Source organism: Vogesella sp. XCS3, assembly GCF_020616155.1.
Lineage (GTDB): Bacteria > Pseudomonadota > Gammaproteobacteria > Burkholderiales > Chromobacteriaceae > Vogesella.
In genome coordinates this window covers 59399-82319 of sequence record NZ_CP085531.1, presented here as the reverse complement: position 1 = coordinate 82319, position 22921 = coordinate 59399, and the positions used below count along the sequence as shown (strand labels likewise).

Here is a 22921-nt window from a genome sequence, read left to right as displayed (position 1 = left end):
TTTACTCCCGGCTTAATTTACGGTGTTATGTGGGCGATACTTTTTCAGCTTGCGGAACGCCGACTCGACATCTCGCGGATCAAGCAATCCGATCGACATTTTATAAATCGCATGCTCCATTGCTGTTTTTCCTAGCATATTAGGATCGTGTAACTTTCCATTACTCATAGAGCGCCAATATTTTTCCGCCTCCCAGAATCGTCCTTCCCGAATCATTGGCAGCATTTCTTCAGTCACCTCACACACCTCAGCTACCACAGTTTGACCACTAGTCCCCAGGTGGCGGCAATGAGGACACCCATCGCCTTCCACTCTAATTTTTTCAACATCCAGGCCAAGCGATGCGATAACCATTAGATAATCGTCGTCAAGCACTTGCATCCCCGGCAAACAGCACTCCGGACAAAGCACTGGAACCAACTTCTGATAAACCAGCGCAACTAAAAAATCAGGCGAGGCCAATGCGTGTAGCGGCATGCCAATTTCATCATCAGAAAGGCGAGGAATAATGCCGAAACAACTTGATGCGTGAACAGTAGAAAGAACCTGGTGCCCAGTTTGCGTCATCGATTTCGCAAATGACCCTGTTTCGCGATCTCGTATTTCTCCGCTCATGATTTTGTCAGGATCACCTCGCAATACAACCTTTGCTGCTGCCCCGAATGGCGTCTCTACCCCTTCACTCTTACTCTCCTCAGCTTTCCTCTGGACTGGAATTTGAGTCACATGAGGCTGAATATACTCCACTGGATCTTCAATCGAGTAAAACTTCTTTCCTGAAGTTCTCTCGTACGTCATCAAGGTACGAAGCGTCGTCGTTTTACCAGACCCTGTTTCACCTGCAATGATCAAAAGACCAGGAGATCGCTGAACCGAATCTTCCAAAACTTCCACCTGATCCTCAGAATAGCCAAGCTGCGAGAGACTTAGGATGTCACTTTCAACCGCTTCATTTAGCAATATTCGGAGAACAACATCATTGCCACGATTCTCTTTAATACTCTGAAACCGCAGCTGATAATCTCTATTCCTTAGTGATATCGGGATAGAACAACTCTGATGCTTGTTCTCATCAAAATGGCCATGACTACGGCTATTTGAATCTGCCCGTGAGTTAAATGCGGTTGAAACAGCGTCCATCATGGCATTAAAATCTCTCGACAACCTATCTTTCTTATCGGTTTCTCTGAGTTTGCTATGAATACGGTATTTCACCACAACATGACTTTTATCACGAAACTCAAGATGGAGATCTGACGCCTTGAGATCAATACCCTTCTCAACTATAAGATCAAAGTTCCGATAGCCCCCGGTCTTAGGGTCCCCATCTCTAGCATTGGACTCTGCTCCATGCTGTTGTAACTGAGAGTGGACAAGGAGGATCTCCTCCATTGTCCCAACAAATACACCGAAGCAAGCCAACTTCGTTTTTGCGCGAACAGCCGTATCGAAGCGCTGAAGAAAATCAGTTTTCTGAAATTGCCTATAAGCAACCTCTTCCAAAAGCAAAATATATTGCTTGGATTTCACAGAGCAGAGAACCATCGAATGATTTTCATAGCCGGAAAGTGACAAATCACTCTCCGGCTTCCAGCCATGATGGCGAATGGCCTCTGTCTTAAGTGCACCAATCCTACGGACAGACAGACCAGTCACCGAACCTGGACTACGTGCCCCCTGCGAAGGACTTGGCTTGGACGCAGAAGTCCAACCAAAATTATTTTTGATCCACTCTTTAACCATGACTAGACTGCCCCTTGGATATCGCTTTTAACGCTGATCGGAAGTTGCCGTTCCTGCATCCATCAGGAGTCGCTTAATTTTTTTACCTTTGGAAATATCGACAAAATCTTCTCCGATTTTTTGAATTTTCCACCCTTGAACTACATCGCCTGCTCTTGCCAATTTTCCATATTTACCATCTATTACCAGATAAACTTTATGCAAGTTACCTTTTCCTTGAATGAATACGATATCAAACAATTGAGTAGATCCATCTTTCCCAGGCAACTGACCGCCTGCTACAGGAATTGGTGGAATACCTGTAGGGATGGCGGGAAGTCCGATCGCAACTCCAGCAGGAGCCCCCGGAGCAGCAGAAAGCGTACCTTTGGCAAAGCGGTCGATCGTTTCAGCTGAGACAATTGCCGGGATCAGCAAAAAAAGCACAATGTATTTATTTGACATAAAATTTCCCCTGCGCCGTAAATTCAGGCGATTTCTCATCAAGCACAACAGAAACTTCGGTAAGCGACATATTTCCTGCTTGAGCCATAAGTCCCGAAACAGAGTCGATGAAAGCAAGATGGCCCTTCATACTCCAGTCACCTTTAGAAATGACCTCGACTGACTTTGATCGCCTTTTCAATGAAACTGGCAATGGAGCAATGGGCTCCAGCTTTGACAGAGAAATATTCATGAGCTTTTTATCCTTTTCGATCTGCTTCCCCGCATCTTCAAGAGTCTGCATCCGAACCCCAGCCTTCATGTAAAACAGCTCACGAGAAACCGGAGACACCTCATTCCCACTCCCCGGCGAGTCAAAAAACGTAATGTTTTCGACAGCAGTATTCATATCCTGAAACTGGGTATTTTGACGTTGTGCGAGAATGGTTTCAAACGTACCCCCTTCACGACGCACCCAAATGACCATGCATGTTTTTTCCTTGCAAAGTAGGCGATTTACCTTCCAACCACCCACCTCACTTGGCAGGCCAAGGATAATGGTCTCCACCGCCTTCGCATAAGCAACTCCGCTGCTAAGCGGCTCAAGCTTCAGTGCATTTTGGAGTTGTGCCTTGTACTCAACGACGGGATCGGGCTGAGCTGCGGTAGCCTCTGCTATTTTGGCCTGTGCTTCTTTCTCAGCGACATCCGCCCACCACCAATACCCTCCGCCGAGGATGGACAAAGCGACAATCAGCAGCAGGAGTCCGCCGAAACCTTTAGACGGCAGAGGGTTCAGCTTGTACCCAGATTTTTCTTCATCAGTCAGTGATGTGGCGATGTCCTCTAGATTCACATGCCGAGTCACCTGGATCTGGGAATCATCGATATCTCCCAGAATAGTTACCCCGGCTCCGATTTTCTGGATGAAATCTATGGCAGCATCAATAGCAGCAGCTCGGGGTAATACACGATCACTCTCCGGCTTCCCGTCCTGAATCGCGATGAAGACAAAGTTTGAGATATCATCTGGATCAGTATGCAAAAAGACAATGTTCTGATCATCGGTAACCGCCCGAAGCAAACCTGCCAGTGCAAAAAACTCAGTTTTCCGAACATTAGCAGCCAAATCTGCCAAGCCAGCAACGCGAGAACCCAGCGCGTTTTGCACAACCAGATATTGCTTGCTGCCATTCCTACCAGCAGCAAGCTCTCGCACCTCGTCGGACTCTTTATTGAGACCGAGCAGGTTCTCCCACTGAAGCTCTATAACCAGATTGCCAAAAAGCACTCTGGACATATCACACCCCCTCAGTTAGTTGAGGAGAGATCACGATGATGATCTCTTCATCATTTTGACCAGCAGACTTCGAGCCGCCTTCATAGGCGTAAACGCCTTTGCGAGAGACATTATTCTTCGACCTTCGAAAACCGCTCAGAATTAAAGTCTGGCCGGATTTCAGAGATGCTCGCTGCATCGTTTGCACGGAGGAAGTGCTCGGCGTCTGAATGGTGCTTTCACCGGAGCTTGCTTCTTTAAGCTCTAGCAGCTCCGACATATCGATCTGCACCTGAAGCATTACGCTGCGGTTATCCAAGAGTGTCGGCAGCAGATTCATTACAAAGCCAGTAGTAACCACGCCCTGCTCAATACCAGCCAACGGGTTGGTGCCGGTAGTCGCAGCAGCGACAGTCACCTTAGAGAGGTAACCCTGGTTGCTGGTGACAGCAACAGGTGCCGGCTGATTATTCAGGGTCACAACATTGGTATTAACAACCGTGCTTACACGCCCCTGCTGACTCAATGCCTTAAAGAGGATGGAGGAGCCTGCAAACTGACCTGAATTCATCGTTACGCCAAACACACCAGACCCTGTCAAAGCATCTCCGGCCATTTTGAAAGATGAGCCCCAGCCGCTACTTGCTGCTTTGTAAACCAAATTCCAGTCAATGCCGGCCGCCGAATCTTCAGTGAGACGAACGGAGAAGACCTGAACGGAAAGATTGACCTGGCGACCAAGAACAGCGTTTTCGCTGTCGATATAACGACGTACACGCTCAACGACATCGGCCGAATCAGTCACCGTAATGGAACTCGTCATTTGCGATGGAATTGCCTTACCCATTGAGGACAACATGCTGGTAACGGTTTCGCTCAGCTTGTCCCAGTAGTTCAACTCTGAGGTCATACTCACAGAAGAGTCAGAGCCGAAATTCATCTGCATACCACCAGTAGTGCCACCTGTGCTAGCCGAACTACTCTGGGAGCTTTTCCCTACTTTTGCCGAGTAGGTCGAAGCTCCGGGCATAGTCTTGATCTGAAAGGTTCGCGTGACAAGTCGTGAGAACTCGACAATGCCATTTCGATAAGTCCAGTTCGTGCCGGTTTTGTTTGCAATCGCATCGAGCAGCCCACGTAGGGTGCCGGAATAATTCAGCAAAGCTCTTGGCTCGGCATCATTCGCGAGGTTTGCAGTGCTGCCACCCGAAAGACCAGGCATAGACATACCACCAGGGATGGGTGGCATACCTATCGGGGCGGTTGGCATCGCAGCCGACCCACTTGTTACGGGGTTACTACCAGTTCCGCTGGAGGTCTTAGAAGGTGTGATCCCAAAAATATCGCGAGCCAGTCGGATGGTAATACCCTGCTCTTTAGCCACTTGTTCGGTAATCAGAGACAAGGCCAGAGCCTTGCCCGTCGCGAAACTGGCGGACTGTGCGAATCGAGTTGGAAGCGTATCGATCTCATCGACAACGATAGAGCGCTGAGCAAACCAAGCCCCACTGCCGCGCTCGATCAACTCAGCGGTCGGGTACGCCAGATTAGCTTCTGCTTTCCTCAGCACAGCCTGGGAATCATTGATTCGATTATCAGTTGCCTGAAGCATTCCCGGAGTACCACACCCCGAGAGCACTGCAGTCCCACACACCGCCGCAACGAACTTTTTCATCCGGGTATTCCTTATCGTGTCGCGTGGATTACGCGAAGAACCTTGTTTGCCTCGTAGACCTTGACGCGCACAGGAGAATCAGTGTTCTGAAGAGATTTTGCAATTTGCTCAATCACATCCAAAAACGTGCCGTTGAATGTCGCCGGATAATCAATGGGAAAGTCACGATCGACCTCCCAGGCGAGTTCCCATCCATTAGCGCGAGCAAAATCACGCAACACCGAAGATATCCGCCCCTTGCCCGGAACCAGTTGGAGAGTCTTCCGCTCAGCGCCGAAAACGATCGGCTTACCGTCCGAATCGAGTTTTCCAGGCTCTCCTCCACCCCCTGCAAGCACATCACGTCTCTGACCAGCTTCTGCTAGCGCGGGCACTTGCTCCAGGTAGAGAAATCCCGCACTTGCTTGCCCTGCTACGCCAAGGTACAGCAATACAAAAATCAGTTTTTTCCGTTTCATCTCTTGAACCTTTTAGATTCACTTCAATAGGTATGATATCAAACTTTTTAGATCATAAGGCAAATAAAACAACTATCCTACACTTGAGGTATTGGCAGACCTTTCTGCTGCAGTATCTGCTGTATAGTTTGGCTCAAGTAGCGCCGCATGATCACAAGACAGCCATACAGCCGCACATCACGCAATGGCTTCCTCTCTGCAAGCTCCATATAGTAGTGAGCCATGATCCCGGCCCCTTCGATAAAAACTGTCTTGCGGCCTACACTTCCCAGCGCAGCCCAAAGCTCCGGATGGCCGTTTCGGAAGAGAATTGGCCTTGCCCAGTCACAGCTAACCACACCGTGCTTTTCACGATGGTGGTGCAGCAGGCGAACCATGGCCGTCGAACGATATGCATGTTTATCACATGCCAGCTTGACCAATTTTGCACTTACACCTAAGCGACGGGCAAAACCCACGAGCAGCGGATCTTGCGGATTCGATGGAGCGCCAATCTGCGACTCAAGCAACATCAGGAACTTTTCATCAAAATCCGGCGCTTTGAAGTCCAGATTGTTTATCTCCATCCATTCTGAGACTTGATACAATTGCCGCTCTTTCGGATCAACACCCCTTGCTTTTATAACCCTATTAAACATCTGACGATTCGCAGGCCTATTAGACCAAACCCGCCGCACCAACATCTCAGTCTTAATGTGTCTAATCAAAAAAGGCGCAATCGGAATTGCAATAAGCCAGCCCAAGATATAATCCAAGACAATGGCTCTAGTCAAAGTAGGTTCGCTTTTTAGCCAAGCAGCACCATATGCGAATGGGGCACCAATGAGTGGAATACTGGATAGATACTCATACCGGCCGTACGTACTTTCCATCCACTTAACAATCAATTGCGGTAAAAAATACATGCCGACCAAAACCAGAGCCACCACCCCGACAATCATATACAAACGATCATCGCTAGAACCATCCCCTCCTTGACGAGCCGCCATCAGTCAGGACTCCTGTATTTTGGCCGTGCGTAGTAAGTTCGCCCAGCAATTTTCGACTTCAAATAGCGAAATGCCTGCTCGATTGGAACACCCTTGTATTCGAAGTACATCAAGAATGCAAAAATCAAGAGCATGGCTATCACGGTGTACCAGCGGCATTTCAATATAATGACAGGTAGAATATAAAAAGCCCTAGAATCAAGCCATGGCGTAAACCTTGGAGGTTTAGCCGCAGAAACCCACAATTGCCCATCCATAAATCACCTCACCACAGAGATTCTTTTCTAACAATATATTGAGGGCGGCCCTGCCCATCATGCCCCGCGTAACTCATGTTCGCTTCCGACGCGCCAGATATATTTCCTTTACCCTGAGAGTCAGACCATGCTGCCCCCACAGTCATACCCGCCAGGAATATTAAAATCCCCACGCAGGCCTGCAAGCCCTCGTAGGGAATCCTATTTAGAAATTCTTTAGCTTTTTTTAAATATTTATCAGGTAGAATCTGTTTTTTTGCCATAGAACTTAACCACTCATCAGATAGGTAATTACATCTTCTTGGCGCACTTTGCCTTGCTGAATCAAAGAAAGCGCACTCTCACGCATCGGCAAGCCATAAATTTTTACCTTTTCTCTCATTAACTGAAAAACGCGATCAGCATTAGAGGCGATCTCTTGTGCAATGCTACCGGCACCGCCCAGCTTGGTGAAGTCCAGGCACTCTCGGACAGGGATACGCTTCCCATCGATCGTAGGAACCAAATGCTGACAAACCACATATTTAAGGGTGGTCGCGAGGTTATAAATCATCACTGCCCGCATAGCTTGCGGAAAGAATTTTGACCAATAGTCAAACAGCTCTGGGATTGTGTTGGGATGCATCGTGGCGTATACCAAATGCCCTGATTGAGCTGCCCAAATTGCTGCCTGGGCCGTTTCAGCATCACGCACTTCACCAACCAACATGTGAGTTGGAGCCATTCGGAGATGCGCCCGAATACCATCAGAAAAGCTATCTACCGATGTTCCAACTTGTAACTGATCGACAACCGCAGTTGGCGCAGCGACATGCCCGTAGACAAACTCAACAGGATCTTCGATCGTTCGGAGAATACACGATGAGTTTTCGCGCTCCACATGATCACGAAGTAAGGAGGAAAGGGTCGCAGATTTACCGGAACCGGTTGGCCCAGTAACCAAAATCAATCCTGACCGCTGCGTACGGCTGACATAAACAAGGTCGTCGGGTGTGTCTGCTTCTTTCAAAGTCCACGGATCAGGCTTAATCCGGCGAAACGTAGCAGAAGGGCCCGATGTTTCTGTCTGCATATCACGGGCAACAGCAACACGATATCGCTGGCCATCAACCCCTTCGTACACAAAGTCCAACGACCTTGCCTTACCCATCACCATGTCGTAGCCGTTTACATTGTCCTTGTATGCGGCCGTCAGCAGGCTTCTCATCTCGTTCTGCTGAAGCCTGCGCTCCATGATCAGCTTGTTCCGACCATGCACTTTGGCAACCGGGTATGTGTCCTGCTTCAGGAACACGTCGCTCGCATCGCCAAACCGATTGAGCAGGCTCTCAAGGTCTGCACGAGTCGATTTGGTGCTTACGTCAAACTGACTTTCAGGTGCAGACATTACATCCCCCCCCCGAAGAACTCGGCAGCCCCGTCAGTCATGATGGCTTTCCAGCGTGTCAGATCCTTCACAAAGATAACCGGCTGAGAAATTACCTTGCGATTTACTTTCACATCGATGCCACCATCAGCATCCACAACTCGCTGCTCCTGCTTCACAACTTTCGGCGGATCAACCATGTTTTTCAGCCAGAGCATTTTGTACATCAGCATGCCGTTGAAGCTCTCTTTCAATTGGGAAAGCTTTGACTCATAAGCGCTTTTCGCAGCAAGAACCCCTGTAGCCCACCCCTGGCGAACACCATCATCCCATGCACTTTTCTCTTCTGGAGTTTGGGGCTTCAGCGCTGCGTCAGGCTCTCTTACTTCAGGCACAGGCTGCTGCATGTAATCCCACCAGGAAGGCGGCGTAGTCACAAAGCGTGCATCCTCTTTTACGCGATAAGAGGCCTCAACAGAAACCATGCTAGTTGGGCTATCCAAGCGGACAGTATTTCTTGCAGAAGAAAGAACCGGAGGAAGCAGAGAGTCAGGAAGGAGGAGCTTGGAAAAATCAAACACCCTAGAAAGAGACGCATCTTGGGATTGCAACATCGCATTAAGCCGCTCCGTCTCTCGTGCCTGGCCAAGCTGTGCACCGTATGACAATCCTGCATTGTAGACGGCCTTAACTTTCAGCGCGGCCTCTTCCGACAGGTATGACTTTGGCTGCCAGTTCAGCGCATTTTTTAGCGCGGAGCTATCTTCATTGGGGATCGGAGTGGCCGCATTGGCCACGCCAAATACACCAAAGAAAATCATCACCAACAATGAGCGTCTCATCTGGACCTCACTCTACACGCTGGTGAAGGCCCAGCACGTCGCGGACTCGACGCTCACCTGAGCCATCATCAACAAACGGGCCGATTTGAATCTGCAGCTTACGACCGACAGATTTGATTTGAGACTCGAAACCCTTGCTCTTATACCCCTTGGCGACTTGTACTGCCAAGGACTTAGAGGCAAACACGCCACCATCCATTGCGTACTTCTGGATCAACGGCTTTACAGCGGCAGGCGTAGTCGGCTTCTCACGAATTTCTTCGATCGTCCGAGTGTAATCAAGCACGATAGCCTTGGACTTTTCATCAACGGCCAGTACGAACGGGAACTGATCACCGACAGAACGAAGAACTGCGATAGCAGGCTGAGCCACGCTCTTGATACGAATAATACTGTCTACGTCCGGCGAGCCACGCTCTTCAAACCGCCAGCCGATCGTATCGGCAATATCCTTCACGATGCCATGCGGAACACCTACATACTCAGTCGAGTAGAGCTTGTTCAAATCGTCGCTTGGTTTGGCCGCGAGACTGGCTTTTAACTCTTTCATAGCCCTGTCTCCACTATTCACAACCGTCATTCTGGCAAGCAATTGCTGGCTGCGAGCAGCATCCTCAGCAGCCTTTACAAGCATGACCAGCTCAGGGCTTGACTGGGTTTCCTTCACAGCAGGAGCTGCGCACCCCGCCAACACCATAACGGCTGCAGCAAACGTAAGATGAATATTTGATTTCATTTTTTGCAATGCTCCTTGTTTTGCTTCAATAGTAATCATATCAAACATTATTATGCTACGCCGCTATTATTTCGGCGCAGGCGGTGGCAGTTCTGCTGCTCTCTCATCATTACCAAGCGCAAGTGCAAGCTCACCTCTCCGACGATCCAGATCCTGCCTCCAATCAATTAGCTGCCCTGGCACACGTTCAAGCTTCTTGAACAGCATGGTATGGGGGTGATCCCTTGCCCACTCACATAGCGAAACCATTGTGTCGTTCGGCATACCTATCATGCGAGCAAGCAAAATGTGCGATGGCAGCAACCCATGGAGCCGATACCATATCGCGTCACGCATGCTGGCCGAAGGACTAGCGTCCGCAATCCGACTCTCATTCGCGATTGCCCAGTCATTCGGCACAGATACATCTTCATCTTCATCCGCAAACCAGCGCCCCAATATTGCATGTACTTTTCCCAGTTTCATTACTTGTCCCCCACGATCTCTTGAACAATTTCGTTGATAATGTCGGCTTCGCGCTTAGCTCCACCCCAAGCATCGACACGCTTATCAACCTCACTGGCAGCAGTTCCACCAGGGAACTTCCTCGCCAGTAGTGTCAACGCTTCGCGATAGCCAACGAATTTTGAAATCTGCGAACGGATTTCCACATCCGAAGGCGTCGTTGCATATGCCCATAGCTCAACAGCGCCAGTCTTGAAATACAGTACACGTTCAACGGTTGCACCTTTAATCTGGCTATACAACAGCATAGGCGAACCCAGCGATGTTAAACCCTTGATGCGGTTCGCTAGCGCCTCATCTGCGTATTCGCTAAGATTCATCGTCTTTTTCAGATCATCACGTACTGCTTTAGAATCAGCTCGCAATACCCAAATATTAGTTGCAAGGTTAATAATGGATTTTGGGAAGTCGGTATGCTCTTGGGAAGCAAGGGCGATGTGTACCTTATATTTGCGCCCAACACGAACCATACTCTCAATCTGGCGTAACACCATCGGAGAGCTAATGTTATGAATTTCGTCATAGACGATGCGCTTTACTTCGTTTCTGTTTTTTCGCAATTCTCGACGATGGTACTCCATATACTCTGAAGGGCAGTCCATCGTAGGAACTACTTCATCATTCATATAAAAACCACGCGACAAGAATGTACTGGTAGCCAAGTACATTACCTCACCCTGCTTCTGCGAAGCTGCGCCTTGGCCTCCAGTAACATCGGCCAAGTCCACTGCAACAATTTTGGCACTAGAGAAGTCTAGCTCGGTCTCATATGCCAACAGAGGAAACCGACTACTGATAGAACCCAGCATACGATTAACAAAGTCAAGCATAGAAGAGCCGCCAGGAATTGTGGCATTATCGTAGTTATCCCGAATGCTTGGAGTTGCTTGCATTACCTGATTCAAGTCAGGAATAATTGGGACTGCATAGCGTTGCGCTACTGTAGCCGCGTGGATCTCGTTTTTGGCAAACAGCATGTCTACCACACTCCACCAACTCGTCCCATCATCAGGATGCAAATTACAGCGCTTCAATGCTTTATCGACCTCGACATTACGCCGTGGCTGATATTTTTTTGGCTTTTCAACTGAAAAGTAACGATAAGCCGCAGAAATAAGAGTATCAACGAGTTCGGCAATTTCAGGCACTGGATTATTTTGCCCAACTGGCGTCAGCAATAGCGTAATGAAATCAACCAACAACCCCTTTTCATCTGGAACCGCTGATCGGCAACCCAATGGAGTATCCATTGGGTTCATTGCATTTCGCTTATCAAGAGACAAACGATAGTGCTGAGCCAAATGCTGCTTGTCTGCAGGAAGTGCAGCCTTAGCTGTATCAATCAATCCCTTAGAAGAATAGCCGACGTCCAGAATTGCCATTCGAGGGATATCATCTTTACCTGGCTGGAGGATAGAGGCTAGGTTCAGTGCCTGTAGCAATACAGACTTACCCGAACCCATGGTTGCAAACATCACATCAACCCATGCCTGCTGTATCGTCGAGCCAACCTGATAGACAAATAGCTTGCCATCCTCAGTCAGCATCATCATGTTACCGTAATTCCACGGTGATGCTGGCCGCTCGATGGGCAGAATCGCTGAAATCATCTGTGCTGGCATCACCAGCGCCATGCCCATGTTCTTAAATCCCGGCAAAGTGCCAATCGCCATCTCAATTGGACTACCGTATTCTTGAATGACTTGACCGCCCCCCCAACCATTAAAAGCAGCGGCTAGTTCTGCAAATCGATCATTAGCTTCTTGTTCCGAAGCCCCCCATGTGGCGACAGAAATCTTAATGCCAACAAATGTAGCCAGACCTCCTTCTTCAAGGCCCTTTACTTCATTTATGGCATCAACAATTTTCGAGTTCTCGCCACCAAATGTGGTAAATTTCAAGAACTGGGCAACGGTTTTTCTCATCGTCAATTTGCCTGATGCACTGCCAGACATCAGTTGAAAAGCTATTCTAAATGGCACCGACGTGTTAATTTTGGCTGTTGGAAAAATTCGCAAAAGACCGTTGAACACCTCCGGCTGAGAAATTGGAAATTCGAAATAACCCGACGCATAGTAGCGGTTACCTACTCTTGCCACACCTGCTTCAGGGATGTTTTGCCCATTACGTCGAAAAATTTGCAGACCCGGCAACGGTGGAACGAAATCATCTCTCTGGCCAGCCATCACCGGCTTTACCCGAGCTTGGACTGATTTATTTGCTTTCATCGAGTCTGGCGTAATCGGCCGCAGCCCTTCTCCTGATCCATCCCAAAGATTAGCATCCAGGACAATTGCTTCTTCGAACGTCAGCGTTTTAGCCTTTAAGCTAAACGTACTAATTAGCGATTCAACATACTCCTTGCAAACACCCAGATGGCGATTTCTTAGTGCCGGAATGATTATCTCGCTTTGCGCCATTTCGCCACCTGACCAATTAGCAGCTATCTTTCTCATTTCTTTCGGTAAAATGGCAGGTGAAGTAGTAACAATGATCAGAGTAACTTCAGCAGCTACTGTGTCAGAAAGAATTTTCTCACGCTCATCTATAATAAAGTCAACGTCCATCCCAATTCGTTGTGTTGCTGATCTGATACTGTTTGTCTGATGCTGTACTTCTTTTATCGCAGACTCTTTATCACGCTGAAAGACAAAATCAACGGTAACACCATTGCGGCGTGGAAGGCTTGCCAGCAAAACAGAAAGTTTTACCAGCCTCTCTTTATAGGCCTCTCCATCAAAGGCCTGCAGCCCACCATCCACACGATAAATGGTCATAAGGCTGCCTCCGCTAAGGGAAATAACCCCGCCAGAGCCTGTTCGCCAAACACATTTATCCCAAAATGCAGAACCCCGCATTTTGGGAATACGCTTCATAAAATTATCGAAAGACTCAAAAATAGTTGTCATTATTGCCCCTATTCCCCAGCGACAAAAGAATGCATTTTCTGTGTAAACTCTTCTCTTGGCAGGTTATGGTAGATTTCCACTGCATAAAGCGTCCGAATATTGCTTGCTTTGGCGCGAGAGAGCGGACCAAGTGGCTTTGTTGCACAAATCAGCCGTAGGTCGAACTACCCCAATCCCCAGACGGATTTATCCCATACGGACCGTTTGCGGCGTGCCCAGTGCTGTGAAGCGATTCAGAATCGCTGCACAGATTTGAAGCTCCGCTACTTGCCGGTCAAAGTCCCGTGACTTAACCCGATCTGCCAGCAATTTGAAACAGTGCATCTTCGTTTCGACCAAGCTGCGGCGATGGTAGCCACTCCACTTTTTCCAGAGCGCGCGCCCCAGATACTTCACCGCTCGTAGCGACTCATTGCGAGCCTGATTGCCCCGTAAATTCCCTTTCCAGAATTGGCCATTTCGACGTGGGGGAATGATGGCTGCCGCCCCACGCTCTGCAATCGCTGCGTAACATAGGCGTGTGTCGTACGCCCCATCCGTGGTGACGGTTACCAGTCCCTCTCCCGCCGGAATTTGCGATAGCAGCTCTGGCAGCATCGTGGCATCTCCAGTGCGATTGTCGGTCACTTCCATTGCCCGGATTTCCAGCGTTTGCGCATCTATGCCCAGATGCAGCTTGCGCCATTGGCGGCGGTAATCAGCGCCATGCTTTTTCACCTTCCACTCGCCTTCACCCATCATCTTGATGCCGGTGCTATCCACCAAGAGATGCAGACAACCTTGCTTTTTCTGTACCGGGATGCGGACTTGCAGGTCTTTCTGGCGGCGGGAAAGCGTGCTGAAGTCGGGGACGGCCCAGTCAAGGCCAGCCAGGCGCAACATACTTTCGACCATACCTGTGGCTTGCCGTAGCGCCAGGCCAAAGAGGCATTTGATGGTGAGACAGAACTGGATGGCAGCATCAGAAAAAGTTAGCTGCCGTCCCCGCCTGCCGGTAGCCGGTGCCAACCAGTTCATGCCTTTGTCGAGCCAGAGAAGGAGCTGCCCTCGTTGCTTGAGGGACTGGTTGTATGACTGCCAGTTGATGGTTTGGTACTTGGGAGGAAGGGGCTTGCTCATGCGGTCATTCTACCGGACGGACGCAAGCACTGATTTGTGCAACAAAGCCGGACCAAGTCCACAATCAGCTGGAAGCTCTATACCCGATGGCGGCTCCCATCCATTTCTGGCCATATAAACATCCAAATCCATGGACATCGACTGCGGGCACACCAAAACCACCTTGCCACCACCATAACCAGACACGAAAACCTGCTCAGGAAGATCCAAGGAAGAGAGCCGCTCAAACACTCGACAACGCTCCAAAGCCTTCAACCACGGTCCCACAACAGGAACACCGGATGATCTGGCTTGAAAAATCATCTCAAGCGCCAAGCCATCAGAGAACGTCAGTGGATCTGGTTTGAAAGGCACTTGACCTGGCTTAACGTCCCCAGTCCACACTTCTTGAACGGAAGTCAGTTGCACATCAGCCGGCAACTCAACCGACATCAGATACTCACGCGGCTTTTCGGAAACCCACGGCCACACCAACTCACCGTGAGTAAATGGCGCGGCTTTTCCCCTTGCGAAGAACGCGATAGCATCATCCATCTCGTCAACTGGAGATATTCTCCATCGCCCAGAGGGAACCGGCATGCGCAAGACCTCACTAAACCACTGTGCTCGCGGCTGACGGTACGTCCGCCAGACCCGACCCTGACCAGAGCCAACAGACCGGCTTTTTACCCAACTTGTCGGACCGGCCAAGTCATTGACAATCGGCTCACTGATGCCAGCGGGCACTTCATGCGCATCAATCAGGCTGTTCAGCGGCCGAGCAAATCGCGTATCGAGATTGAGCTTTTCAACTGCTCGGCGAATGAAGTCATGCACGAACACAAGCGAATTCATGACCATATGGGGTTCCTTCGACCCCATTAGTTCAGCTACTAACTGGATTGGGGCAATGCCCAACCAGTTTTCAGCTTTAATGCTGGGATGTCCACTCAGGACCGCGCGATTGTCACGCATCTGCATGATGGTCAAATTACTGATCCATACTCGGTCTTGCGGAAGCTCATCCAGCTGATTGATGCGGTATACGCCATTTTCGTCAGCGGCATACCCACCAACTGATCGCAGGTCCACGTCCGCACCAACACGATCGAAGATAACAACGCCTAACATCAAACCTCCTGCTGTATGAAGCCACGCGCACGCGCCTCATCGTACGCACGTAATGCATTAATCCCTTGAGGCCGATACTCCTTCGGGAAAATCAGCCGCAACCCGTTCCTGGTAAGAAGCTCAATGGCACTCTCATATGAGTCTTCTCGTGCCTTAAGCAACACTTTTAGGTGCGTGGGCAACATGTCCACAGCACCTTTACTGCCCATATACGTCTCAATGATCTTGGACGACTGTCCGAAAAATGCCTCTAGATTTGGGCTTAGATCATTCTTGATAATCCATGGCATCGCCCGACAGATACGATTGATCGCTTCTTGCGAATAGGCCTTTACCCCCCCCCAGTAGGCCCCAGCTTTTAGGGCTGCACCTACATGCTGAGTAGCACGACAGTAATGACAAAGCACAAGCCAATTCTCCGGGTACTCATTTTCGTAATCCCCATCCACAGGCTCGCCCTCCAAAAACGAGAGCGAGTGGTATCCACAAAATTCGCAAGTGTGATCACGATCCTCGAACAGCGAAGCAAGAAATCCCGATTCAGGATCTTTAACAATTCGGTACAAGCCATCATCATCCACATTAGGATACTCGCGATTTCGGAATATTTTAGCTCGTGACATATATCAATTAAGTTTCATATGATTACTATGATAGTGAACATTATACACAACCAATCGGGGGCAATGACAACAAAAAACCCGCCTTACGGCGGGTCATGTTGGAGCGGTATTTTCACAGCAGGGAAGCAGCACCGATACCGAGCCAGTTCGGTGCGAAGTAGGCGATGATACCGCCTAGGAAACCAAACACCGCAGTTTTCATGTGACCTCGATCTTCGCGACCAGGCTTACCGCTGACATAGACGTTCCAGCCGGCGAAACCCATGCAAGCGATGCCAAGAAGCTGCAAGCCAGTTGCAAGTACCGTCTGACCGATCGTGAACAAATTGTTTACCTGATTGGCAGTGTCAACCAGGCTCTTACCATTAGCTGTCACGACAGGAGCAGCAAGAGCGGTCTCCACCATAACCAGAGCCAAAACACCAAGCAGGAAAGCTGCTTTAGTTTGCTTGTTCTTCATATTAATCTCCTGTACACGTATAGATACTACTATATCAAATTTTTAATCAAAAAATGCTTGGAAATGTATTTTTGATTAACGCCCAGCAATCTTCCATGTAGTACAAAAATACACCCGCGCAAAAAAGCACCATGACCTTCCAGCCGTCACCAGGTTGTGCAAATCTGGCATCGCCCGCGTTATACATTGACCAACCTGCCTTCCCCATGGAAAGCAAGCCGAGAAACTGACAAACCGTATACACCGCTTGCTGAATAGCATTGCCTGCTTGCAGCGCATCTCCGGATAGTAATGTTTGATCGAACATTACTTAGCTCCTGCGACAGCATCGTCCAAGAACAACACACCGACAAGCTCGTTTCTTTTGAGGATGACTTCGGACTTATTGAACTTAGCAGCACCAGCAGTAGCCAATTGAGAAATAGCCTCAACAGTTTTGCCCACTGCATATTTCGCTGGTTGATCAATCTTTGGCACAGCAGTTACCGAGCCGCCATTTACAACTGTTGTTGTTCCTCCACTTGTCAATGCCGTTGCGTAATTTCCCAGAAAAGCACCGGCTGCCAGCATGCCAAATCGATCCAGATAATGCCCTTGAACAGCACTGACCACTGCTTGGGAGTTTGTACTTTTGTCCACCAGAACTGCATCAACTGGAACGATCCGACCATCAGCCAGGCGCATCTTTGACAGCTTAACAACCAGGGCGTCATAGCCTTCGGTGTAGGTGCCGAAAAGTTGAGCATCCCGTTTCGGACCATCCTCAACGATTCGTACAATGACTGTCGTTCCCTGCTGGTACGACGATGTGTGGTTAGTCGTGACGGCGGCAACACGCTCACCAATTGAAGCAACTTTTTGCCCTTGTGGTGCGCTGGTTTGCGCACTGACTTGAAGCTGGCCAGCCACATCGTTTTTACTGTTTCCTGGAACAGCACCGCTGCCGTACCAATTAACGATCCGCCGCTCCTGCTGTTGCTGGCCTTCTGCTTTCGGCGGATTGTTCTGGTACTTCTCCATCCACTTAGATCGAGACTGAACGGTTTGTGCGTCGATGGGGGTTGGCATCTGGCCCTGAGGAATCGGAGGCATCTGGTTGCCATATCCTTGGCCACCACCCGGCTGCTGCGGATACGCCTCACCTCGTTCATTCAATGCACCGACTTCGGCCACATACGCACCACCACCGCTAGCAACAGCATCCTTTTGTCGATCAGCTTGTTGGCCATTCAGAAGCGCATCTGCTGTTGGATATGCAGCAGGCTGACTATGATCATCTGCCCCAGGTAGAGAACCAGCATCGGCACTCCCTGGCTCCTTCAATTTCTCAGGAGTAGTGGCAAGTGCGATCCCTTCAGGATTCTTGGCTTCTTGGCCGGCGTTATACTTTTTCATCCCCCAGACACCACCAAAGACCACTAACCCAATAGCGGCAAAAATCAATAACCGCTTTTTACTCGTATCCGCCCCGCTATTGCTCTCATTGGCCAATGGCGGCTGGCTATTAAAATCAACGGCTTCAGTCTGTTCACTCATGGAAAACCTATCGGATAACAATTGCACGGGACGTGCCATTAACCCCAGTGACAACAGATGCCGGCTTGTAATCGAATTCATAAGCAGCACCTCCATCATCGTCACGTGTAGTCGTCCGGAAATTGCGAGGAGACAACAACGTGACACCTGGCCTCATTTTGACAAAAACATGCCCATCCGCCAGTCGCCTCCAAACACGAATGGCGTCACCACCAGAATGAGATACCAGCTGCATTTCTTCGCCAACGATCTCTTTCAAAACTGACAATAACGCTCCTGAAAGTGGCGTCTGATACTCATCTCCCTTCCCTACGTTTATTCCCCCCACCCATGTCAGTCGAAGATCAGCGGCAAAATCGACACGCTCACCACCCTTAGGAAAAACTGACTTTACTTTGACGACCGCAGGTCTAATCGACCCTACAGGGAAAATAGTCACAGTAGTGGAGCCTGCTCCAGCCGGTTCAATAACAATTGCGTCTTTTGCTTCAGCTGCCGAGTTGGCACCTGAATTGCCACTAGCGGAGCCTTGTGTACTGCCTGTAGATGCTTGACCTTGAGCATCGCTAGGTATGGGGTGGACAGTAATGATTGACAGTCCAGGGACATTACCTGCAATTTTTACAGGCTGGCCACTGACATCAGTGAGCCGCACAGTCAGCGGATACCCGACAGCTACATTAACTTCAACGGTTTGGCCTACGCGAACGGGTATTGTTCTTTGCTCTCCCGAGACAGAGGGGGATTCCTTCAGCTTCTCAACCTTTTCTACCTGCCGGCGATACATCTTGATTTGATTGGAATCGAAAGGAACGGCATCTTTCACGACAGCGCCAAAAACCGGATCGGCATCCATGGCCTGCTGCAAAGGATCTTTAGTCTGGTTCTTCGGGGTGGTCGAACCACTTGAAGACTGTGCTGGAGTACCCTTATGTTGAACAGCCAGTCGAGGGTCATTTGCACTATCGGTCACAAACTGAGTTGCCGCAGCCTGCGGTTCTGCGGCATGTGCATGCACTGATAAAATGGCCAACGCAACGAATTTGAGTGTTTGCTTGTGCATTTTCTTACCCTCTGTCTTTGATCATGTACAAGGCAAGAATTCGATAGTCTTTTGTGCCATTCACAGTAACCAGACCTACCACGACCTTGAACTTCATCGTGTTGTCCGAGCGCTGCGTACGGTTTAAGTAGGTCAGCGTACCTTTCGCCTCAAACTCCCATGCATCAACGCCCCCCTGCTGGCCTTTGCCGACCAAAATCGGGGAGCTGGAAAACTTCATGTTACTGATGAGTTCGTTTTTCAGAACAGACTGGAAAGTACCTGCTGCTTCAAGTTCGTTCTTGAAGGTAAGCCAAGCATCTTCGGTGAAGTATTTTTGCGAGACCTCTGTGAAGTGAGGGTCCAGCTCAGTCCAGTTATAATTTAAGACCTTCGGAAGTGCATTGCTGATCCACTGTCCAGCCTGGTCTTCGTTAAAAACTGGATTTGTACTCGTGATCAACTGATATAACGTGCCGTTTGGTGTAACAGCAGCAAAATTTGGTGGCGGATCTTTTTTTTCCAACAAGGCAACAATGCTGAATTGCTGAAGACCGCAGACCGCAACCAGCCCTAAGATGATCATGGTCTTGCGTCGTCCATCATGACGCAAGTCCCCAGCCTCACCCAGAGCGCTTTTCAAGGCCGCATCGACCTCTTTCTCGTTCATATCGAGCATGGACTTCGCTTCTTCCGTTATTTGGTTCGATAAGATACCTATCACATTAAACATTTTAACCAGTGACGTGCGGTATTGCCAATAGATTTTGCATTTGCCATTGTGAATTTTTCTATGTAAAGACTGACGATGACCTGTCTTAAGGTGTGCGGCATCGCAAAGCGATGTCCACACCGCAAGGCAGGAAAACTCTTAAAGCCTACTTACAAAAATCTTTAACTTCTTAACATACTTAGCAAATTTCATACCATACCTAAGAGCCTTGCCTGGTGTACATCTCAGCCAATAACCATCGCTTCTTACTACCCCACTTTATGCGTTACCTTGCCCCCACTTTATGCGCTAAATTACCTCACTTTATGCGCTAATTTTCCCCACTTTATGCGCGATTACTCCCCCACTTTATTCGTGTAAAACCTTTATTATTCACAGACTTATCCACATTTTGTTGGATGGCACAGTTAGTGAAAAAGTTCGCATAACCGTGCAAAAGACTTCGCACTGATAGCGAAAAAAAGCGACAAAGAGTGTGGCCAAAAACAAGCCTCGCAGCTACAGCATCACCCCTGACGACATTGTGGCGGCCTTGTCATTTTGTTTTTGGGAAAAGCTGATTGACAGTTTGAACCATTCGGCCCACCCGCCACAGATGCAAGCGGACATTATGTCGGACGCACTACCGTACGCACCTGTAGCAGCCAAAGCCGACTTTGGGGATCAAGCATTCCGTGTACGCATCAAAAACCTACTCATGCGCATCCGAGACATTCGCAACAGGATCGGTCACCACGATGCAATCTGGACCACACCAGAATTTGATAGCTCCGGCCGTGTCGGATTCATTCCCAGAAAGCCGCGTCATACGATCACTAACATGGTGGCAACGATGGAGAAGATCGCCTGGCTTGCGGGCTGGATTGATCCAGCCATACCCGAATACATGAAACAGACCGATCACTGGTGGGCATTTAACACACTGCTTTCGCGCAAGGCACTGGCGATTTATCGGCAGCGTGGTGGCTGCGTTGAGACGTATAAGACACTACTAAATCAAACACCAATCAGCTCTATTCGCACTCTGACAGTGAAAATCTTCCACGTTGCCAATAAAAAAAGCGACAGGCCGACTGTCGCTTTTTTTGTCCCCTCGGACAAGTAGTCACGTGCGCGATGCAGACTATGGTGGCAGAACCTCAAGCTCTGAAAGAAGCTCGTCGTCCCCCATATCATCAACATTGCCATCACCAGCCATACCAAGAAACTTCAGCTCCGCCTCAAGCTCACGCTCAGCTTGTACGACCCATACTTGCCGCAATGCCTTTTCTTCGTCAGACATTACTTCTGCTAGGCGCATACGCTCGCGAGACAATCGCTCTTGGAGTGCTACCAGGTGTGAAGTGTCGCGCATCGTTTCCTATGACCCAGCACTTTCACTGACTTCACTCATAGCTTTCATGATCTGGCCGATTTTTTCCCGTAGATCATTCAGCTCGCCCATCAGGAATTGATCGACCTCATCCCAATCGGCAGACATATCCAACAGCTTTGCCTGCATAGCTTTCAGTGTACGCTTTTGCGCACCGGCCATTTGTCTTGCGGTTCGCGTTGCCATAATGCATTCCCCCCCGCTTAGCTCAATTTCAGGATGCTATCGATGTACGGGCTGCCGTAGGCGTCGCGCAGAAGACCAAGCACGTCGCAGGTCAGTTTCATCTCGCGCTGTACCTTGATAGCAACGTTACTGTCATCGATCCACGAAAGATCCTCAGCCAGTTTTTCGCTGCGCTCATCAAGCGCTTTAACCAGTTTTACCAGATTGTCTTTGTGAAACAAGTTTTCGAGTACGTTGCTTTGCGTGGTCATGATGTTCACTCCATTTCTTTTCTCGATGCCCACATTGTCACAGCTCGATCAAATGCAACAAAGTGACCACCAATTGGAGATACTGTTCAATTCTCGCTACAAAAAAATAAAGCTCCTCACGGAGCTTGCTTTGAGAAACAGGGACCTCTGTAGCCCTGTTCACGCAGTGATGATCAGTCCCTGCTTGGAGTCATGATATCTATCGGGATCGGGCATAAAGCCAAGCACATCTTTGAGATGGAGCCGGAAGCGCTCGCGGAATTTGTACATTGCACGATCGTTCTCAGCGTCCCGGCCTTGCCCGAACTGCTCAAATAATGTGGGCCATTCAACCAGGTGCTTGCCAACCTTTACGATGTTTGAGCGATACGAGATCCACAAGTACATGTCGATCGCCATCGGGCTCTTCAGCGCCCTGATGACATTCAAATTGATCGGTGCTGAGTGTTCCATACAACTTTCAAAGAAGTTCTCGGACAGCTTCAGCCCTGAATTCCAGATTGAGTCAGGATCACTTGGTTTTGTAGGGTTCCAAAGTAGAACACCATTGGAAGCGATATCCAGATTTTCAAACCCAACGCGATGCCCATCCACCTCTTTATGCCTGATGTTCGAGGTGAAGAGCCTCAAGGCCTGTTCTCGCACAGCGGTCAGGGAGCCATTTTTCCCACCTGTCACGTGCTTCATGCCAATCCGTTTGAGAAAATCATTGTAAGAAGATCCCAAGTCGATCTCTCGTTTTTTCGTGAGCTTGGCTTCTGTACAGATCCAGGCACTCAAGAGCCGGGGGATTTTTCCGGATGGCAGCCCAAAATCCGGGTCACCAGTGATGGTCAAGCTGCGCTTACCTACGCGCCTAGTCCAGACTAGCCTGGACGCATCGGTCAAATGATCTACCGATTCGTATGGAAGCCCAATGGAAAGTAACGTTGTCTCCATGAACCCAAGTTCCGGGTCTTGAAGTGACAGCACCGCCTTCTTTTTCGCTGCCGCCGTCAATTTTTTCACTGGCCCATGTTGCTGTTCTACAACATGACGCTGAAGTGGGCTTGCCAATCCACCTACGAAATCAAAGGCACCTTGCTGTGGTTTCGTTATTTCTGTCGTTTTTGGTGGCGGAGAGGCCCCTGCCTGGGCTGAAACCCTATTGACAGCGGCATTTGCGCCACCAGCCGGATTTACTTTCTTGCTTGCAAGCTCTTTTGCAACATGCTCAGGAAGACCAAGCCGTATGGCTTGCGCAATAAAGTCGGACATTTTGTGTTTGATTTAGTAGCTACTATGACAAACATTATATTCAGCCTTTTG

General features: G+C 49.3%; 26 protein-coding genes. 1 reads left to right on the top strand and 25 read right to left on the bottom strand.

Annotation, left to right across the window (positions count from 1 at the left end; translation table 11 throughout):
• Nucleotides 1-12 precede the first annotated feature (12 nt).
• From LCH97_RS18270 to LCH97_RS18170, 21 genes are all read right to left on the bottom strand, one after another.
• The gene (locus LCH97_RS18270; protein ID WP_227305818.1) at nucleotides 13-1743 is read right to left on the bottom strand and encodes a GspE/PulE family protein; all 1731 of its coding nucleotides are present in this window, start codon (nucleotides 1741-1743) and stop codon (nucleotides 13-15) included.
• Nucleotides 1744-1770: 27 nt separating this feature from the next.
• The gene (locus tag LCH97_RS18265) at nucleotides 1771-2187 is read right to left on the bottom strand and encodes a hypothetical protein (RefSeq protein WP_227305817.1); all 417 of its coding nucleotides are present in this window, start codon (nucleotides 2185-2187) and stop codon (nucleotides 1771-1773) included.
• Nucleotides 2177-3466, bottom strand: coding sequence for a hypothetical protein (locus LCH97_RS18260; RefSeq protein ID WP_227305816.1), 1290 nt, complete (start codon nucleotides 3464-3466; stop codon nucleotides 2177-2179). The genes LCH97_RS18265 and LCH97_RS18260 overlap by 11 nt, the downstream gene beginning before the upstream one ends.
• A 1-nt stretch (nucleotide 3467) precedes the next feature.
• The gene (locus LCH97_RS18255; RefSeq protein ID WP_227305815.1) at nucleotides 3468-5120 is read right to left on the bottom strand and encodes a PilN family type IVB pilus formation outer membrane protein; all 1653 of its coding nucleotides are present in this window, start codon (nucleotides 5118-5120) and stop codon (nucleotides 3468-3470) included.
• Nucleotides 5121-5131: 11 nt separating this feature from the next.
• A complete protein-coding gene (locus LCH97_RS18250) occupies nucleotides 5132-5578 on the bottom strand; it encodes a toxin co-regulated pilus biosynthesis Q family protein (RefSeq protein ID WP_227305814.1) in 447 nt (148 codons plus the stop codon).
• A gap of 77 nt (nucleotides 5579-5655) precedes the next feature.
• A complete protein-coding gene (locus tag LCH97_RS18245) occupies nucleotides 5656-6567 on the bottom strand; it encodes a hypothetical protein (RefSeq protein WP_227305813.1) in 912 nt (303 codons plus the stop codon).
• Nucleotides 6567-6824: an IcmT/TraK family protein gene (icmT, locus tag LCH97_RS18915; protein ID WP_227305812.1), complete on the bottom strand. Its 258-nt coding sequence runs from the start codon at nucleotides 6822-6824 to the stop codon at nucleotides 6567-6569. Before icmT ends, LCH97_RS18245 begins: the two co-directional genes overlap by 1 nt.
• An 8-nt stretch (nucleotides 6825-6832) precedes the next feature.
• Nucleotides 6833-7087: a hypothetical protein gene (locus LCH97_RS18235; protein WP_227305810.1), complete on the bottom strand. Its 255-nt coding sequence runs from the start codon at nucleotides 7085-7087 to the stop codon at nucleotides 6833-6835.
• A 5-nt stretch (nucleotides 7088-7092) separates the two neighbouring features.
• The gene (locus LCH97_RS18230) at nucleotides 7093-8211 is read right to left on the bottom strand and encodes a type IV pilus twitching motility protein PilT (protein ID WP_227305808.1); all 1119 of its coding nucleotides are present in this window, start codon (nucleotides 8209-8211) and stop codon (nucleotides 7093-7095) included.
• The gene (locus LCH97_RS18225; RefSeq protein WP_227305823.1) at nucleotides 8211-9011 is read right to left on the bottom strand and encodes a type IV secretory system conjugative DNA transfer family protein; all 801 of its coding nucleotides are present in this window, start codon (nucleotides 9009-9011) and stop codon (nucleotides 8211-8213) included. Before LCH97_RS18225 ends, LCH97_RS18230 begins: the two co-directional genes overlap by 1 nt.
• Before the next feature lie 28 nt (nucleotides 9012-9039).
• Complete coding sequence (locus LCH97_RS18220) at nucleotides 9040-9816, bottom strand: DotD/TraH family lipoprotein (protein WP_227305806.1); 777 nt, start codon at nucleotides 9814-9816, stop codon at nucleotides 9040-9042.
• An 18-nt stretch (nucleotides 9817-9834) separates the two neighbouring features.
• Nucleotides 9835-10233: a hypothetical protein gene (locus LCH97_RS18215; RefSeq protein WP_227305804.1), complete on the bottom strand. Its 399-nt coding sequence runs from the start codon at nucleotides 10231-10233 to the stop codon at nucleotides 9835-9837.
• Nucleotides 10233-13181, bottom strand: coding sequence for a hypothetical protein (locus tag LCH97_RS18210; protein WP_227305802.1), 2949 nt, complete (start codon nucleotides 13179-13181; stop codon nucleotides 10233-10235). Before LCH97_RS18210 ends, LCH97_RS18215 begins: the two co-directional genes overlap by 1 nt.
• Before the next feature lie 186 nt (nucleotides 13182-13367).
• Nucleotides 13368-14300 (bottom strand): IS5 family transposase, encoded by a 933-nt coding sequence (locus LCH97_RS18205; RefSeq protein ID WP_227301451.1) that lies wholly within the window; start codon nucleotides 14298-14300, stop codon nucleotides 13368-13370.
• Nucleotides 14301-14309: 9 nt separating this feature from the next.
• Complete coding sequence (locus LCH97_RS18200; protein WP_227305800.1) at nucleotides 14310-15410, bottom strand: hypothetical protein; 1101 nt, start codon at nucleotides 15408-15410, stop codon at nucleotides 14310-14312.
• Nucleotides 15410-16033 (bottom strand): hypothetical protein, encoded by a 624-nt coding sequence (locus tag LCH97_RS18195; RefSeq protein WP_227305798.1) that lies wholly within the window; start codon nucleotides 16031-16033, stop codon nucleotides 15410-15412. The genes LCH97_RS18200 and LCH97_RS18195 overlap by 1 nt, the downstream gene beginning before the upstream one ends.
• Nucleotides 16034-16145: 112 nt before the next feature.
• Nucleotides 16146-16493 (bottom strand): hypothetical protein, encoded by a 348-nt coding sequence (locus LCH97_RS18190; protein WP_227305796.1) that lies wholly within the window; start codon nucleotides 16491-16493, stop codon nucleotides 16146-16148.
• A gap of 46 nt (nucleotides 16494-16539) precedes the next feature.
• Complete coding sequence (locus LCH97_RS18185) at nucleotides 16540-16800, bottom strand: hypothetical protein (RefSeq protein WP_227305793.1); 261 nt, start codon at nucleotides 16798-16800, stop codon at nucleotides 16540-16542.
• Nucleotides 16800-18110, bottom strand: a complete 1311-nt coding sequence (locus LCH97_RS18180) for a DotG/IcmE/VirB10 family protein (RefSeq protein WP_227305791.1) — start codon at nucleotides 18108-18110, stop codon at nucleotides 16800-16802. Before LCH97_RS18180 ends, LCH97_RS18185 begins: the two co-directional genes overlap by 1 nt.
• On the bottom strand, nucleotides 18037-19092 hold the full coding sequence (locus LCH97_RS18175) for a DotH/IcmK family type IV secretion protein (RefSeq protein ID WP_227305788.1): 1056 nt from the start codon (nucleotides 19090-19092) through the stop codon (nucleotides 18037-18039). Before LCH97_RS18175 ends, LCH97_RS18180 begins: the two co-directional genes overlap by 74 nt.
• Before the next feature lie 4 nt (nucleotides 19093-19096).
• Nucleotides 19097-19750: a DotI/IcmL family type IV secretion protein gene (locus LCH97_RS18170; RefSeq protein ID WP_227305785.1), complete on the bottom strand. Its 654-nt coding sequence runs from the start codon at nucleotides 19748-19750 to the stop codon at nucleotides 19097-19099.
• Nucleotides 19751-20279: 529 nt separating this feature from the next.
• On the opposite strand from LCH97_RS18170, the gene LCH97_RS18165 reads away from it, so the two are divergent.
• Nucleotides 20280-20909, top strand: coding sequence for a hypothetical protein (locus LCH97_RS18165; protein ID WP_227305783.1), 630 nt, complete (start codon nucleotides 20280-20282; stop codon nucleotides 20907-20909).
• Nucleotides 20910-20927: 18 nt separating this feature from the next.
• Here LCH97_RS18165 and LCH97_RS18160 read toward each other — a convergent pair whose 3' ends face one another.
• The 4 genes from LCH97_RS18160 to LCH97_RS18145 form a co-directional block, all read right to left on the bottom strand.
• Nucleotides 20928-21086 (bottom strand): hypothetical protein, encoded by a 159-nt coding sequence (locus tag LCH97_RS18160; RefSeq protein WP_227305781.1) that lies wholly within the window; start codon nucleotides 21084-21086, stop codon nucleotides 20928-20930.
• A gap of 78 nt (nucleotides 21087-21164) precedes the next feature.
• Entirely contained in the window at nucleotides 21165-21362 is a 198-nt protein-coding gene (locus LCH97_RS18155; RefSeq protein WP_227305779.1) for a hypothetical protein, read from the bottom strand.
• A 17-nt stretch (nucleotides 21363-21379) separates the two neighbouring features.
• Nucleotides 21380-21613 carry a hypothetical protein gene (locus LCH97_RS18150; RefSeq protein WP_227305778.1) on the bottom strand — a complete coding sequence of 78 codons (234 nt, stop codon included), beginning with the start codon at nucleotides 21611-21613 and terminating at the stop codon, nucleotides 21380-21382.
• 159 nt (nucleotides 21614-21772) lie between these two features.
• Nucleotides 21773-22870 (bottom strand): replication protein RepA, encoded by a 1098-nt coding sequence (locus tag LCH97_RS18145; RefSeq protein WP_227305776.1) that lies wholly within the window; start codon nucleotides 22868-22870, stop codon nucleotides 21773-21775.
• Nucleotides 22871-22921: the final 51 nt, after the last annotated feature.

Coding starts and splice junctions, on each gene's coding strand:
- LCH97_RS18260 (WP_227305816.1), bottom strand. CDS start 3,466: ATGTCCAGAGTGCTTTTTGGCAATCTGGTTATAGAGCTTCAGTGGGAG.
- LCH97_RS18185 (WP_227305793.1), bottom strand. CDS start 16,800: ATGTTCGATCAAACATTACTATCCGGAGATGCGCTGCAAGCAGGCAAT.
- LCH97_RS18250 (WP_227305814.1), bottom strand. CDS start 5,578: ATGAAACGGAAAAAACTGATTTTTGTATTGCTGTACCTTGGCGTAGCA.
- LCH97_RS18220 (WP_227305806.1), bottom strand. CDS start 9,816: ATGTTTGATATGATTACTATTGAAGCAAAACAAGGAGCATTGCAAAAA.
- LCH97_RS18270 (WP_227305818.1), bottom strand. CDS start 1,743: ATGGTTAAAGAGTGGATCAAAAATAATTTTGGTTGGACTTCTGCGTCC.
- LCH97_RS18255 (WP_227305815.1), bottom strand. CDS start 5,120: ATGAAAAAGTTCGTTGCGGCGGTGTGTGGGACTGCAGTGCTCTCGGGG.
- icmT (WP_227305812.1), bottom strand. CDS start 6,824: ATGGATGGGCAATTGTGGGTTTCTGCGGCTAAACCTCCAAGGTTTACG.
- LCH97_RS18150 (WP_227305778.1), bottom strand. CDS start 21,613: ATGACCACGCAAAGCAACGTACTCGAAAACTTGTTTCACAAAGACAAT.
- LCH97_RS18205 (WP_227301451.1), bottom strand. CDS start 14,300: ATGAGCAAGCCCCTTCCTCCCAAGTACCAAACCATCAACTGGCAGTCA.
- LCH97_RS18215 (WP_227305804.1), bottom strand. CDS start 10,233: ATGAAACTGGGAAAAGTACATGCAATATTGGGGCGCTGGTTTGCGGAT.
- LCH97_RS18235 (WP_227305810.1), bottom strand. CDS start 7,087: ATGGCAAAAAAACAGATTCTACCTGATAAATATTTAAAAAAAGCTAAA.
- LCH97_RS18245 (WP_227305813.1), bottom strand. CDS start 6,567: ATGGCGGCTCGTCAAGGAGGGGATGGTTCTAGCGATGATCGTTTGTAT.
- LCH97_RS18210 (WP_227305802.1), bottom strand. CDS start 13,181: ATGACAACTATTTTTGAGTCTTTCGATAATTTTATGAAGCGTATTCCC.
- LCH97_RS18195 (WP_227305798.1), bottom strand. CDS start 16,033: ATGTCACGAGCTAAAATATTCCGAAATCGCGAGTATCCTAATGTGGAT.
- LCH97_RS18175 (WP_227305788.1), bottom strand. CDS start 19,092: ATGCACAAGCAAACACTCAAATTCGTTGCGTTGGCCATTTTATCAGTG.
- LCH97_RS18225 (WP_227305823.1), bottom strand. CDS start 9,011: ATGATTTTCTTTGGTGTATTTGGCGTGGCCAATGCGGCCACTCCGATC.
- LCH97_RS18190 (WP_227305796.1), bottom strand. CDS start 16,493: ATGAAGAACAAGCAAACTAAAGCAGCTTTCCTGCTTGGTGTTTTGGCT.
- LCH97_RS18180 (WP_227305791.1), bottom strand. CDS start 18,110: ATGAATTCGATTACAAGCCGGCATCTGTTGTCACTGGGGTTAATGGCA.
- LCH97_RS18155 (WP_227305779.1), bottom strand. CDS start 21,362: ATGGCAACGCGAACCGCAAGACAAATGGCCGGTGCGCAAAAGCGTACA.
- LCH97_RS18145 (WP_227305776.1), bottom strand. CDS start 22,870: ATGTCCGACTTTATTGCGCAAGCCATACGGCTTGGTCTTCCTGAGCAT.
- LCH97_RS18230 (WP_227305808.1), bottom strand. CDS start 8,211: ATGTCTGCACCTGAAAGTCAGTTTGACGTAAGCACCAAATCGACTCGT.
- LCH97_RS18265 (WP_227305817.1), bottom strand. CDS start 2,187: ATGTCAAATAAATACATTGTGCTTTTTTTGCTGATCCCGGCAATTGTC.
- LCH97_RS18170 (WP_227305785.1), bottom strand. CDS start 19,750: ATGCTCGATATGAACGAGAAAGAGGTCGATGCGGCCTTGAAAAGCGCT.
- LCH97_RS18200 (WP_227305800.1), bottom strand. CDS start 15,410: ATGTTAGGCGTTGTTATCTTCGATCGTGTTGGTGCGGACGTGGACCTG.
- LCH97_RS18160 (WP_227305781.1), bottom strand. CDS start 21,086: ATGTCTGACGAAGAAAAGGCATTGCGGCAAGTATGGGTCGTACAAGCT.